Origin of the sequence: Pseudoalteromonas sp. DY56-GL22, assembly GCF_041414715.1 — a bacterium.
Lineage (GTDB): Bacteria > Pseudomonadota > Gammaproteobacteria > Enterobacterales > Alteromonadaceae > Pseudoalteromonas > Pseudoalteromonas simplex.
In genome coordinates this window covers 18,220-33,029 of the sequence record NZ_JANHZR010000007.1, presented here as the reverse complement: position 1 = coordinate 33,029, position 14,810 = coordinate 18,220, and the positions used below count along the sequence as shown (strand labels likewise).

Genomic DNA, 14,810 nt, shown 5'->3' with positions numbered 1-14,810 from the left:
TAGTGGTTAGTGGTTAGTGGTTAGTGGTTAGTGGTTAGTGGTTAGTGGTTAGTGGTTAGTGGTTAGTGGTTAGTGGTTAGTGGTTAGTGGTTAGTGGTTAAACAAGTATAATTCATTTCATGTATAACAAGCTTTTGTTCAACTACAAAAAATAAAACAACTCTCTCGATCAACTAACGACTGACATCTGATATCTAACCTCTAAGAAAACAAAAAACCCAGCCGGAGCTGGGTTTTTAAAACGATTAGTCAAAAGAACTTACTTCTTTTTAACTGCTTTTTTGTTTGGAAGGTCAGTGATTGAACCTTCGAAGATTTCAGCAGCTAGACCGATTGATTCGTTTAACGTTGGGTGAGCGTGAATAGTTAACGCTAGGTCTTCACCGTCTGCGCCCATTTCAACTGCTAAGCCGATTTCACCTAGCATTTCACCTGCGTTGATACCAACCATAGCACCACCGATAACACGACCTGAGTCTTTATCGAAGATTAGCTTAGTTTGACCTTCAGTACGTGCTGAAGCGATTGCACGACCAGAAGCAGCCCAAGGGAATACAGCAGTTTCGATGCTTAAGCCTTGCTCTTTTGCTTCTTTCTCAGTTACACCAACCCATGCGATTTCTGGATCTGTGTATGCGATTGAAGGGATGCACTTAGGATCGAAGAAGTGTTTCTGACCAGAGATAACTTCTGCAGCAACATGACCTTCGTGTACCGCTTTGTGTGCAAGCATTGGTTGACCAACAATATCACCGATAGCGAAGATGTGACCAACGTTTGTTTTAAGCTGTTTATCAACATTGATGAAACCACGCTCATCAACATTAACACCTGCTTTATCAGCATCAACAAGCTTACCGTTAGGTGTACGCCCTACTGCAACAAGTACTTTGTCGTAACGTACTGCGTCAGCTGGTGCATTTTTACCTTCGAATGAAACGTATAGACCGTCTTCTTTCGCTTCAACACCAACAACTTTAGTAGAAAGCATTACATTGAACTTGTTCTTAACGTATTTTTGGTAGATCTTGATAACGTCTTTATCTGCTGCTGGTACTAATTGATCAGCAAACTCAACAACGTCGATTTCAGAACCTAGTGCACGGTATACAGTACCCATCTCAAGACCGATGATACCACCACCTAAAACAAGTAGTTTCTCAGGAACGTCTTTAAGCTCTAGCGCACCTGTTGAGTCAATTACGCGGTCATCTTCAGGGATGAAAGGTAAGTTAACTGGTTGAGAACCTGCTGCAATAATAGCATTGTCAAACGTGATTGTTGTTGTACCGTCAGTACCTTCAACAGCAATGGTGTTGCTGCCAGTGAATTTACCGTAACCGTTAACCACTTTCACTTTACGCATTTTAGCCATGCCGTCTAGGCCGCCAGTTAATTGACCGATTACAGACTCTTTCCAAGAACGGATTTTGTCTAGGTCGATTTCAGGCTTGCCAAAAGTAACGCCGTGAGATGACATTTCTGCAGCGTCATCGATCACTTTAGCTACGTGTAAAAGTGCTTTTGAAGGAATACAACCCACATTTAGACATACACCGCCTAATGTGTTGCGAGATTCTACCAATGTTACTTCTAAGCCCAAGTCAGCAGCACGGAAAGCCGCAGAATAACCACCAGGACCACCGCCTAGTACAACAACTTGAGTTTTTAATTCGTTGCTCATGCTATTACCTTAAATGTTTGAACGGGACACTGCCCCTATGTTTAACTGCCATGTTTCTGCAAGGCAGAAAGGGAGAGCAGATATCTATACCAAGATTGTTCTATAGCAAAGATTGTATCATTGCCAATGGTAAAAATCCCAGCAAAAAACAACTTGCTGGGATTTGATTCTTATAATTAATGAGGAGATTACATCACTAGTTGACGAATATCGCTCATGTAGCTTGCTAGCGTCACAGTAAAGCGTGCTGCTAGTGCACCGTCAATAACCCTATGGTCGTATGACATTGATAATGGAACCATTAATTTAGGTTCAAACTCTTTGCCATTCCACTTAGGTTTCATTTCTGACTTAGATACACCCAAGATAGCAACTTCTGGCGCATTTACAATTGGTGTGAACGCTGTACCACCAATACCACCAAGGCTTGAGATTGTGAAACAACCGCCTTGCATATCAGATGACGTTAGCTTGCCGTCACGTGCTTTCTTAGAAATATCCATTAACTCACGAGAAAGCTCAATGATGCCTTTCTTATCAACATCTTTGAATACTGGAACAACCAAACCGTTTGGCGTATCAACAGCAACACCGATATTGATGTACTTCTTCAAGATTAAGCTTTCGCCGTCTTCAGACAGTGAAGAGTTAAACGTTGGGAATTCAGCCAATGCTTTCGCCGCTGCTTTCATCACAAATACAAGTGGTGTGATTTTAACACCCAGCTTTTTCTTCTCTGCAAGCGCATTTTGCTCTTTACGGAATGCTTCAAGGCTGGTGATATCAGCTTCGTCAAACTGTGTAACATGCGGGATTTGCACCCAGTTACGATGTAAGTTAGCACCTGATAGCTTCTGGATACGAGAAAGTTTTTTCTCTTCGATTTCACCAAACTTAGCAAAATCAACCTTAGGCCAAGGGATAAGACCTAGCTCGCCGCCACCGGCATTACCTTTACCTGCAGATAGCTGACCTGACTCAACTTTCTTCACAAGGTCTTTCACGTAGTTTTGTACGTCTTCTTTCACAACACGATTCTTACGACCCGTGCCTTTTACGTTCGCTAGGTTAATACCAAACTCACGTGCTAAACGACGTACCACAGGCGATGCATGTGCATACGCTTTGTTATCTGCAAAGCCTTCGTTGCTTGCAGGTGCTGATGCAGGCTTTTCAGCCGCAGGCGCTTTTGCTGCAGGCGCTGCTTCAGCTTTTGCAGGAGCAGGTGCCGCTGCAGCTGGTGCACTACCCGCTACTTCAAATACAAAGATAAGTGAGCCAGTTGATACTTTATCCCCTGCTGCTACTTTGATTTCTTTAACAGTACCGGCAAATGGTGCGGGTACTTCCATTGATGCTTTATCGCCTTCAACGTTTAAGATTGACTGATCTTCTTCAACCTTGTCGCCTACAGCAACCATCACTTCGGTTACTTCAACCTCGTCACCACCGATATCAGGCACGTTAACTTCTTTAGTGCTTGATGCCGCTGCTGCCGGCGCTGCTTCAGCTGGTGCTGATTCTGCAGCAGGCGCTTCTGAACCGCTTGAAGCTGTTTCAAAAACGAAGATTAGAGAGCCCGTTTTCACTTTATCGCCAGTCGCGATTTTGATCTCTTTAACCGTACCCGCAATTGGAGCAGGTACTTCCATTGATGCTTTATCGCCTTCAACGCTTAATAAAGATTGCTCTTCTTCAACCGTGTCACCTACCGCAACCATGATTTCAGTTACTTCAACTTCATCATCGCCGATATCTGGCACAGTTACTTCCTGTGTAGCAGAAGCTGCAGGCGCAGCTGCTGGAGCTGGCGCTTCTTCTTTAGCCTCTGCAGGAGCCGCAGCTTGTTCTTCACCTTCGAAGATCATGATAAGTGAACCAGTAGTTACCGTATCACCTTCAGCTACTTTAATTTCTTTAACCGTACCTGCTTGTGCAGCAGGTACTTCCATTGATGCTTTGTCGCCTTCAACCGTTAATAACGATTGGTCAACCTCAACCTTATCACCAACGCTAACAAGGATTTCGGTTACTTCAACTTCATCGCCACCGATATCTGGTACATTAATTTCAATACTCATTGGAACCTCTTATGCGTATAGCGGGTTAACTTTGTTTGTGTCGATGTCGAATTTCTTGATTGCTTCAACAACCACTGACTTCTCAACTTCACCACGTTTAGCAAGCTCAGATAGTGTTGCAACCACAACATAACCAGCATTCACTTCGAAGTGACGACGTAAGTTTTCACGGCTATCAGAACGACCGTAACCATCAGTACCCAACACTTTGTAGTTGCTACTTGGTACGAATGAACGAACTTGTTCTGCGTAGTTCTTCATGTAGTCTGTTGCAGCAACAGTCACGGCATCAGTTAATGCGTTCGTGATGTAAGCAGTCTTTTGTTCTGCTTCAGGGTTAAGCATGTTGAAACGCTCAGCGTCTTGACCGTCACGCGTTAACTCATTAAATGACGTTACAGAGAATACATCTGAACCAATACCATACTCTTCGCTCAGGATTTGTGCCGCTTTACGCACTTCAATCATGATAGTACCTGAACCTAGTAACTGTACTTTCGCTTTATCGCCAGCCACAGTTTCAAGCTTGTAGATACCTTTACGAATACCTTCTTCAGCGCCTTCTGGCATTGCTGGTTGATGGTAGTTTTCGTTCATTAGCGTTAGGTAATAGAACACGTTTTCTTGTTCTTCGCCGTACATGCGACGGATACCGTCTTGCATGATTACCGCTACTTCGTATGCGAATGTCGGATCATAAGAAATACAGTTAGGAACCGTGTTAGCAAGAATGTGGCTGTGACCATCTTCATGCTGTAAACCTTCACCGTTTAGTGTAGTACGACCTGCCGTAGCACCTAGTAAGAAACCACGTGCTTGTTGGTCACCGGCCATCCACGCCATATCACCTACACGTTGGAAACCAAACATTGAGTAGTAGATGTAGAATGGGATCATTGGTAAATCGTTAGTGCTGTATGATGTTGCAGCAGCAACCCATGATGACATTGCACCTAACTCGTTGATACCTTCTTGTAGTACCTGACCTGATGTTGCTTCTTTATAGTAAGAAACAATGTCACGGTCTTGTGGTGTGTAGTTTTGGCCATGCGGGTTGTAAATACCGATTTGACGGAATAAACCTTCCATACCAAATGTACGCGCTTCATCAGCGATGATAGGAACGATGTTTTTACCAATGCCTTTGTCTTTTAGTAACACGTTAAGTGCACGTACAAAGCCCATTGTTGTAGAGATGTCACGTTTTTGCTCTTCAAGTAGTGGCTTGAACGCGTCAACTTCTGGCAATGTTAAGCTTTCAGTAAACTTAGGAATACGCTTAGGTGTGTAACCTTGAAGCGCTTCACGGCGAGCGTGAAGATACTTGTACTCTTCAGAACCCTCTTCAAGAGTAAGGTATGGTAAGTCTTTAATTTCTTCATCAGAAACTAAGTCTTGTAGACCTAAACGTGAACGTAGGTGCTCAACGTGGGTCATGTCCATTTTCTTAACTTGGTGCGCGATGTTTTTACCTTCAGCCGCTTCACCCATGCCGTAACCTTTTACAGTTTTAGCAAGGATTACAGTTGGACGGTCTTTAGTTTCTTCCGCTTTTTTGAATGCAGCGTAAAGTTTAGAAGGCTCATGACCACCACGCTTAAGTGCGAAGATCTCTTCATCAGTCATATCAGCAACAAGTGCTGCTGTTTCTGGATAACGACCGAAGAAGTGCTCACGAACATATGCACCGTCTTTTGCTTTATATGTTTGGTAATCACCGTCAATCGTTTCGTTCATTAACTGCAGTAATTTACCTGATGTATCTTTAGCAAGTAGGATATCCCAACCACTACCCCATACAACTTTAATCACGTTCCAGCCTGCACCTTTGAATAGGCCTTCAAGCTCTTGAATGATCTTACCGTTACCCATTACTGGGCCATCTAAACGCTGTAGGTTACAGTTGATTAGATAACATAGGTTATCTAGCTTCTCACGCGCAGCGAATGAGATTGCACCACGTGATTCTGGCTCATCCATCTCACCGTCGCCTAAGAAAGCGTATACACGTTGGTTTTTAGTATCTTTTAAGCCACGACCGTCTAGGTATTTTAAGAAACGAGCTTGGTAGATTGAAGCAATTGGACCAAGACCCATAGATACCGTAGGGAACTGCCAGAATTCAGGCATTAACTTAGGGTGTGGGTATGAAGGAAGACCTTTACCATCAACTTCTTGACGGAAGTTATCAAGCTGCTCAGCAGTTAAACGACCTTCAACAAATGCACGTGCATAGATACCTGGAGAAATGTGACCTTGGTAATAAACTAAATCACCGCCATCAACATCGTTTGGTGCTTTGAAGAAGTGGTTAAAACATACTTCATAGAATGCAGCTGAAGACTGGTAAGACGCCATATGGCCGCCTAAGTCTAGATCTTTTTTCGACGCGCGTAATACGATCATGATCGCATTCCAACGAATGATTGAACGAATACGACGTTCAATGTTTACGTCACCTGGGTAAGCAGGTTCTTGATCTACCGGAATGGTATTAACGTAGTTAGTGGTTGTGCCAGTAGGCATATCAACACCGTCTAAACGGGCTTGCTCTAACACTTGCTCAAGTAAGAATTGAGCACGTTCAACACCTTCTTCACGCACAACAGACTCAAGGGCTTGTAACCACTCTTGTGTTTCTAGCGCGTCTACGTCAATTTTATTGACTTCAGACATATGGAGGTTTCCTTATGTTTAAAATACTAATTATTTTAATAAATCTTAAAATTAAGTAGTTAACTAAACTTAGCTAATCACTTGCTTAATGTTGTTTGGTGCGTCTTAAACTACGTTCAATCCGCGAATGCTCTTTGCCAGCCTCAAGTAAGGCTTCTTCGATAAAGGCTAAGTGAGCATTACTAGCAAGACGTGCTTGCTCTGGGTTTCCTTCAATAACCGCATCCATCAACAGTCGTCTATGTTCTGCGAGCTGCTGGCTGATCTGTGGTTTTTTTAACAGTACAGTTAAATTCTGTAATACATTTTGCTCTAGCAAGGCCTGCATACCACGTACTAAATGTAGCAGTACCACGTTATGAGACGCTTCTGCCACACTAAAATGGAATGCATTAATTGCTTTTGCTTTTTGCACAATGTCGTCATTAACGAGCGCAATGTTGTCAAAGCTTTGTTTTACTTTTTTGAAGTCATTCGTTGTGCCACGCATAGCTGCATAATATGCTGCGATTCCTTCAAGGGCATGACGAAATTCGAGTAAATCAAATTGTGACTCTGGATGCTTACTAATCAAATCAAAAAGCGGATCAGTGAGCCCCTCTTCAAGCTGATTTTTTACGAACGTTCCACCACCTTGGCGACGCGTTACTAACCCCTTGGCTTCTAGCTTTTGAATCGCCTCACGCAGTGAAGGTCGCGATACTTCAAATTGTTTCGCTAATTCACGTTCAGGAGGCAGCTTTTCGCCTGGCGCCAACGACCCCTCAAGAATCATATTCTCAAGTTGTTGTAAAATTACATCAGATAATTTTGCTGCTTTAATCTTTAAAGACATTTATTAACGTCCGCATTGTTATGCGCTAACCCCATAAATATCGGGTATTTAGCCTTGTGCTTTGACCAAAAAGGTAAATTGGTCATACCAAATTTGTCGCATACGTTATCAAAAACCCGTATTTCTGTCAATTTCACTACGTTCAGCGCCTAGTTACACCCTAACGTAATTCGTCTAAAGATTAAACAGTATGGATTAAAGTGGCTTTTTCTGAAGGAAAAAACAATAAAAAATAAATGGTCAGACCAGATTGAGCGACAAAAGCTTTTAGAGGTCAGGTTTTAGATGTTAGTTGAATTGAGTAGCTTTGTAACAACGGGGTTACCCCGCGTCGTTGAATTGAGTACTGAAAAATATTCGAAGTAGGATGCACTTCAGTGCTGAAAAAATCAGAACTTAATCGAAGTGCATTAGTAGAGCAATTAATGAATAAAGTTATACAACAAGCTTTACTCTTTCAACTCGCTAACTTTACACACTACGCCAAACCACCAAATAAAGTAAGTGCTGCGATGATCACTAAAAAGAACAATACATTTCGTTTTACAAGCTTCATCATGCAAGTAGCTTCATAAGTACAACCAAAATGTTGTTGCTCTATTTGCTCAGCGGCAAGTGCGGTTTGCGTAACAACTTTGCGGTTACTCACTGAAAAGTCGAGCACATATTTGAGCCAACAACTGGTACCTTTATTAAAGTTACCAATCACTAAATAACCAAAGCTTGCAACTCGTGCAGGTAACCAATCAAGCCAGAACAATAAGCTATGGATCAGTTTAAAACGCTTAGCGTACGCCACTTTATGGTCGTCTCTGACTTTATCAGCAAAAGTTCGAACTAGCGCATAAAGAACTGCGCCAGGCACACCTAAAACCACAAACCAAAAAATAACTGCACAGTAAAAGCGAAAATTTAGCCAAGCTAGAGTTTGGCCAAAAGTCTCACCTTGAGGATCATCTTCTGTTTTCTTTTGACCCATTTGTAATGCATATAAGGTAGCCGCTTCTTGGTCGTTGCGGGTTAACGCATTTAAGTAAGACTTATATAAAGCACGTTGTTTAGCACAGCCAAAACAAACCAGCAGCACAGCAACATTCACTGCCAGCTGCCAAATAATAAAATCAGAGAGTTGATAGACTAAACCTGCGGCAACGACAGGCAACATTAACCAAATCAAAAAGCCAATTGGCGAATTAAATAAACCTTTTTCTGAGAGTTGTTTTTGCGAGTGTTTAAGATATCTATTGGCATAAAAACCGATTTGCCAATAATCTGCTCGAGCTCCTAAACGCTCAATCACCAAAGCAATAATTATTGAAATTAAGATCATGCCTTTACCTATATCCTTTAACTAAAACACTAAATCAAAATAGTATTGCCAATCAAAACTCGCACCTGGGTCAGTTTTTCTGCCCGGCGCAATATCACAATGGCCAACAATGCGCGAACGGTTTATCTCAGGGTACTTTGCCATCAACGCCTTAGTCACTAAGTGTAATGCATTATATTGGGCTTGGGTATACGCTTTGGTGTCTGCACCTTCAAGCTCAATACCCACGCTAAAATCATTACAGCGCTCTCTACCTTCAAACGTTGAGATACCGGCGTGCCAAGCTCGTTTCTCAAAAGGCACGTACTGAATAACTTCACCGGTACGACGAATAAAGCAATGTGCTGACACTCTTAAGCCTTTTAAATCAGCAAAGCTTTCATGCGCCGTACAATCAATTGTTCCCATAAATAAATCATCAACATAAGGCGTTGCGAACTGCCCTGCTGGCAATGAGATATTATGAATAACAAGCAATGACACCTCGCCTTCTGGGCGTTCATCGTAATGTGTACAGGGCCTTTGTAACACATTGTTTAATTGACCCAATTCATTTATATGCATATTAAAAACTAACGATGACAATAAAGTTAAATAGTGTAAAGGGTTAAAATCTCAGGGTCTAGTTGCTTTGATTCAATCACTTAAAGTAACAGTGGGGATACTTTACTGTAGCCAATCTTTGTCTTCTATTGAGGGGTTAAACATAGTAAAATTTCGCCAATTTATTAATAAACAATGAGCTTTCGACATGTCAGTCCCACACACATTAATTAGCCAACTGGTAAAACTTGCCCTTGATGAAGATTTAAATTACCAAAGCGCAAATGACGGTGATATTACCGCGCAACTAATTCCAGAAAACGAGCTAGCCAATGCCAAGGTAATTACCCGTGAAGACTGCGTATTTTGTGGTAAAGACATTATTTTAGAAGTTTTTAACCAAGTCGATCCTACAGTAAACGTTGAAGTACTTGTAAATGACGGCGACAAAGTAGCTGCAAATAGCACACTTTTTACAGCATCAGGCTCAGCTCGCGCAATTTTAACTGCAGAGCGCACAGCCCTTAACTTTGTACAAACACTCTCAGGTACAGCAACAACAACTGCTCATTACGTAAAAGAGCTTGAGGGCACGACTACGCAGTTACTCGACACACGTAAAACAATTCCAGGTTTACGTGCGCTACAAAAATACGCTGTAAAATGTGGCGGCGGCGCGAATCATCGTATCGGTTTGTTTGATGCGTTTTTAATTAAAGAAAACCACATCGCTGCCTGTGGCGGTATTGATAAAGCAGTAGCTCAAGCAAAAATCAATCACCCTACAAAACCAGTTGAGGTTGAGGTGGAGTCACTTGATGAGCTTGAGCAAGCAATCACAGCAGGTGCTGATATCATCATGCTTGATAACTTTACAGTCGAACAAATTCAACAAGCAGTCGTGCTGACAGACAAGCGAGCAAAGCTCGAAGTATCTGGCAACATGACACTCGAAACCTTAAAAACCTATTCGCAGGCTGGCGTTGACTTTATTTCAAGTGGCGCACTTACAAAAAATTTACAATCAATCGACCTTTCAATGCGTTTTAGTGCTTAAAAATAGCTAGCCACGTATTTAATGCTTACCTAATCCGTTGACAACGAAATAAAAAAAGCATTAAATACGTATAAAGCTTGTAATAGTAACAAAAAACAAACATTTATACGGCAAAATATCACTCTTTAGTATGTCTGCACCCTAGGCTATTACACACATTTTAGTTTCACTCTTCAAAGTATTAGCAAGGATGCCATATCAAACAGTGCAATAATTGAATTAGCTTGACCTGTCTCAAACTAAAGTAGGAAAGTTCTGAAAAAACCTCTAGCTAACAGGAAAATAGCTTTCAAAATCATTGAATAATGCTAAAGTTAATTAATGTTTTCAGAACATGGGAAGTTCTAAGAGTTTTATGTTATCGATCAAGCTTTATTTAAAGAAGTTTTAATTAAAACTGTAAGATTTATCCTGTAAATTGAGCCTTGGTTTACAACGCTGAAGTTACAGCTAAACTTACAAAATCATCATATCCTTTAGGAGAGGAACAAATGACAAAACAAAACCAACAGGGTTTCACCCTAATTGAATTAATGATTGTAGTTGCAATCATCGGTATTTTGGCTGCAGTAGCACTTCCTGCATACTCTGACTACCAAGCATCATCAAAATTAACAGCTGGTTTAGCTGAAATTACTGGTGCGAAGACCGAGTTTGAAATCAAGAAAAACAACGGTGAAACAATTTCTGGTGTTTCTGATCTTAAAAGTATCAAAAACACCTCAACGAAAAATTGTACAATTACAGCATCTGACTCAACAATTGTTTGTACTATTGTAAATGCGCCATCACAACTAGCTAGCGCAGTTGTAACTTGGACTAGAGATAACTCAACAGGAGCTTGGACTTGTGCTACAACAGGCTTATCTGCAGATAACAAAGATTTAGCTCCAAAAAGCTGCCCACAGTCTTAATATTTAATTTTGTTAAAGTGCCTCTCAGAGGCGCTTTAACTTTTCAAGATGAAAACATTTCCTTTTGTAACACTTCTTTGTGTACTTTATTTCCTTTCAACGCTTCTACCATTTATTCCTGTAGTTTCTTTTGATTATCATAACCATCAAAGAATACTACAAGTTATTTTACTGTCTTTAATTTCCATAATATTTTTTATAAAATTCAGCGTAAGCAAAAAACGACTTTCAACACCCATAATAAGCAAACTAATATACCTATTTATCGTAATGGGGATTATTTCATCTATTTTTTCAGAAGAACTAAATTTCAGTTTGTTTTATACAATTCATTTTTCTTTTCTATTTATACTTTCTCTAGCAGTATTTAATGAAGAAAGTGAAAAGAGAACCCTCTATTTTATAACCTCTATTGTGCTCTTGCATAGCATCCTTATATTAGTTTGCTTTTTGAATGTTATTTTCTCCATTGCTGACCAGGTAAAGCTTAACCCATTTGTAATCTATCAAAACTTCATTAACATTCGATTTTTTAATCAAGTTCAAGTTTTCATAGTACCTTTACTAATATTCTTATTAAAATATAAGGATGTTAAACGCGTAGTATGTTTTTTTCTTGCTTTAAACTTTCTTTTAATGTTTATAGGGCATGCAAGAGGCGCTTTATTAACTTTTAGTATGATTTTAATGCTATCTCAACTTTTTGATAAACATCAAAGAAAAGAGTATCAAATTGCATTAGTTTGCCTTTTAATCGGTTTGTTAACTTATTCCGCCTGTAATGTACTTTTTAGTTCTAGTGAAGTTTCATTAAATACAAGCTCTTCAGGCAGATTCTTCATGTGGCAACAAACTATTTCTGAGTTCACCTGGCAACAACTTTTTATAGGCAATGGGCCTGGAGTATTTCAAACCTCATTAGAAGGTCGAGCCCCTATGAGCCACCCTCACTCCTCAGTGATAGAGGTTATTAACGAGTGGGGCTTTTTAGCATTTATTTTTTTGTCTTTAGCTATTTATTTAACAATTAAAAATGCTGTCACTTATCTTGTAGTAAATAATGAAGACAGTTCGTCAAAAGCACTACTTTACTCTTTTATCTCTGGCCTCATATATTCTATGTTATCAGGTGTACATGTAATGCCGGTTTCACAGACATTACTATTTATTGTATGGGGTCTACTATTGTCTCGAACTTCAAATAAAGCTTTACCATTCATTAAGTTTAAAAGATGGAAATTAGTTGTTTTTGCTATCATAATAGCCGCAGTGTGGTATTTTTATGGATGGGTGGCTTTAGAAACCTACCAAAAAATGAATCCTGATACTGGTTATATATTTGGGCCAAGGTTTTGGTCTATTGCTCATAGATTATGAATTATAACAATCTAAAATTTCAGAATAATATTTTAAAACATTACAAGAAGATGGGTTTTATCCATGGCTAAAAAACAGGAAGATAAAGACCTAGATACATTCCAATGGGTAGGTGTTAATGCTAGGGGAAAAAAGCTTGAAGGAGAGCTAACAGGGAGTAGTATTGCTCTAATTAAAGCTCAGTTGCGTAAACAAGGTATTACTCCATCAAAAGTAAAGCGTAAACCAAAACCACTTTTTGGTATTAAAAGCGTACAAAAAATAACCCCTAAAGATATTGCATTAATTACTCGTCAAATCGCAACTATGCTCATGGCCGGTGTACCTTTGATTCAATCAATAGAACTTATAGCATCAGGTGCAAAAAACAAAAGTGTTGCGAAATTAATGGACGAAGTTGGTGATGAAGTTAAGGCCGGTGTACCACTTTCTCAAGCTCTTCGAAAGCACCCTCGTTACTTTGATGACCTTTACTGCGACCTAGTTGCTTCTGGTGAACAATCTGGTGCCCTTGATAAAATATTTGACCGCGTTGCTATATACAAAGAAAAAGCCGAGGCATTGAAGTCAAAAATAAAGAAAGCTATGTTTTACCCTATTTCAGTAATTGTCATAGCTGTCATTGTTACTTCAATCCTTTTAATTTTTGTTGTACCACAATTCCAAGATATTTTTAGTGGTTTTGGTGCTGAATTACCGAGTTTTACTTTAATGGTGATTGGTATTTCCGAATTTCTACAAGAATACTGGTGGATAATCCTAATCGCTCTAATCGCGTTTGGTTACGTATACAAAGAAGCTTTACTTAGAAGTAAAAAATTCCGCGATGCTAACGATAGAGCCATATTAAAACTCCCCGTTATTGGTATGATTTTGAATAAAGCAGCGGTTGCGCGTTACGCTCGTACTTTATCAACTACGTTTGCTGCTGGTGTACCTCTGGTTGATGCACTTGACTCTGCTGCGGGTGCTTCTGGTAATGCGGTTTATCGCTATGCAATTTTAGAAATTAAAGCAGAAGTGAGCTCAGGTAATTTAATGAACTGGGCAATGCGTAACTCTAAAATATTCCCCGATATGGTGATCCAAATGGTAGCCATTGGTGAAGAGTCTGGCTCACTTGATGGCATGCTTGCTAAAGTCGCAACTATTTATGAGCAAGAGGTTGATGATGCCGTTGACGGTTTATCAAGCTTACTTGAGCCACTCATTATGGCTGTATTAGGTGTGCTGGTTGGTGGTTTAATTGTTGCTATGTACTTGCCTATATTCCAGTTAGGGTCGGTGATTTAACACATGGCTGTAAGCAAAACTCAAAACGCTAATTGATAACTTGCTACATAAAATAAATAATAAAAACAGTTCAACACAGCGAAATAAATTCGGCCTCTAAATGGTCAGATGTTAGGTATTTTAATGGAAAACTTTTTTCTTGATATAACCACTGCGATGCAAAGTCAGCAGTGGTTTTATTTTTTAACTGTGGGATTAGTAAGCCTATGTATTGGTAGCTTTTTAAATGTGGTGATTTATCGTTTGCCACTAATGATGAAAAAAGAATGGCAAACTGAATGCCGTATTGTATTGGCCGATGAGCTAAATTCAAAACAGCAAACAGAACAAGCCCCCTTTAACCTAGTAAAACCTAATTCAACCTGTCCAAAGTGCAAGGCTCCGATTAAAGCTTGGCAAAATATCCCTGTGCTAAGTTGGCTATTATTAAAAGGTCGCTGCGCAAATTGTCAATCACCAATATCTGTACGCTACCCTATTGTGGAAATGCTCACAGCAGTTTTAAGCATAATTGTCGCTGTAATTTTTGGCCCAACTAAGCTTGCTCTGCTTTATATATTTATTACCTGGGTTTTAGTCGCTTTAACCTTTATCGATATAGATCACATGTTACTACCCGACCAACTAACCCTTCCTTTAGTATGGTTGGCACTGATTGCAGCCACTATGGATATTACCATTGCTCCAAGCGACGCTATTATTGGCGCAGCAATTGGCTATTTAAGCTTGTGGAGTGTCTACTGGCTATTCAAGTTAGCCACAGGTAAAGAGGGTATGGGATATGGCGACTTTAAACTATTAGCTGTGTTTGGTGCGCTATTAGGTTGGCAAGATATTTTAACCATAGTGCTGTTATCAAGTGTCGTTGGTGCCATCATCGGTATTGCGCAAATCATTATTCAAGGTAAAGATAAAACCACGCCAATTCCATTTGGACCCTACCTTGCCATTGCCGGTTGGCTAACCTTGCTTTGGGGTGAGCAAATTCAAGCTTACTACTTTAATTATTTGAGCTACTGA

The 14,810-nt window shown here is 40.1% G+C and carries 11 protein-coding genes; 5 read left to right on the top strand and 6 right to left on the bottom strand.

Annotated features, from left to right (window positions below):
* Positions 1 to 259: 259 nt before the first annotated feature.
* The 6 genes from lpdA to ampD form a co-directional block, all read right to left on the bottom strand.
* Complete coding sequence (gene lpdA, locus NO991_RS15225) at positions 260 to 1,684, bottom strand: dihydrolipoyl dehydrogenase (RefSeq protein WP_054550993.1); 1,425 nt, start codon at positions 1,682 to 1,684, stop codon at positions 260 to 262.
* A 188-nt stretch (positions 1,685 to 1,872) separates the two neighbouring features.
* Positions 1,873 to 3,765 carry a pyruvate dehydrogenase complex dihydrolipoyllysine-residue acetyltransferase gene (gene aceF, locus NO991_RS15220; RefSeq protein ID WP_187490275.1) on the bottom strand — a complete coding sequence of 631 codons (1,893 nt, stop codon included), beginning with the start codon at positions 3,763 to 3,765 and terminating at the stop codon, positions 1,873 to 1,875.
* A 9-nt stretch (positions 3,766 to 3,774) separates the two neighbouring features.
* On the bottom strand, positions 3,775 to 6,441 hold the full coding sequence (aceE, locus tag NO991_RS15215) for a pyruvate dehydrogenase (acetyl-transferring), homodimeric type (protein ID WP_187490274.1): 2,667 nt from the start codon (positions 6,439 to 6,441) through the stop codon (positions 3,775 to 3,777).
* Positions 6,442 to 6,526: 85 nt separating this feature from the next.
* Positions 6,527 to 7,276, bottom strand: coding sequence for a pyruvate dehydrogenase complex transcriptional repressor PdhR (gene pdhR, locus NO991_RS15210; RefSeq protein WP_036965924.1), 750 nt, complete (start codon positions 7,274 to 7,276; stop codon positions 6,527 to 6,529).
* Positions 7,277 to 7,754: 478 nt separating this feature from the next.
* Positions 7,755 to 8,606 (bottom strand): beta-lactamase regulator AmpE, encoded by an 852-nt coding sequence (ampE, locus tag NO991_RS15205; RefSeq protein ID WP_166340475.1) that lies wholly within the window; start codon positions 8,604 to 8,606, stop codon positions 7,755 to 7,757.
* 21 nt (positions 8,607 to 8,627) lie between these two features.
* Positions 8,628 to 9,170, bottom strand: a complete 543-nt coding sequence (gene ampD / locus NO991_RS15200) for a 1,6-anhydro-N-acetylmuramyl-L-alanine amidase AmpD (protein WP_187490273.1) — start codon at positions 9,168 to 9,170, stop codon at positions 8,628 to 8,630.
* A 187-nt stretch (positions 9,171 to 9,357) separates the two neighbouring features.
* Here ampD and nadC point away from each other — a divergent pair, with 187 nt between their 5' ends.
* The 5 genes from nadC (at position 9,358) to NO991_RS15175 (ending at position 14,810) form a co-directional block, all read left to right on the top strand.
* The gene (gene nadC, locus NO991_RS15195; RefSeq protein ID WP_187490272.1) at positions 9,358 to 10,206 is read left to right on the top strand and encodes a carboxylating nicotinate-nucleotide diphosphorylase; all 849 of its coding nucleotides are present in this window, start codon (positions 9,358 to 9,360) and stop codon (positions 10,204 to 10,206) included.
* Between the two features lie 491 nt (positions 10,207 to 10,697).
* Positions 10,698 to 11,120 carry a pilin gene (locus NO991_RS15190; protein WP_300360988.1) on the top strand — a complete coding sequence of 141 codons (423 nt, stop codon included), beginning with the start codon at positions 10,698 to 10,700 and terminating at the stop codon, positions 11,118 to 11,120.
* Positions 11,121 to 11,168: 48 nt separating this feature from the next.
* Positions 11,169 to 12,497, top strand: a complete 1,329-nt coding sequence (locus NO991_RS15185; RefSeq protein WP_300360991.1) for an O-antigen ligase — start codon at positions 11,169 to 11,171, stop codon at positions 12,495 to 12,497.
* A gap of 63 nt (positions 12,498 to 12,560) precedes the next feature.
* Positions 12,561 to 13,790 carry a type II secretion system F family protein gene (locus NO991_RS15180; protein ID WP_300419497.1) on the top strand — a complete coding sequence of 410 codons (1,230 nt, stop codon included), beginning with the start codon at positions 12,561 to 12,563 and terminating at the stop codon, positions 13,788 to 13,790.
* Positions 13,791 to 13,913: 123 nt separating this feature from the next.
* Positions 13,914 to 14,810: an A24 family peptidase gene (locus NO991_RS15175; protein WP_300362483.1), complete on the top strand. Its 897-nt coding sequence runs from the start codon at positions 13,914 to 13,916 to the stop codon at positions 14,808 to 14,810.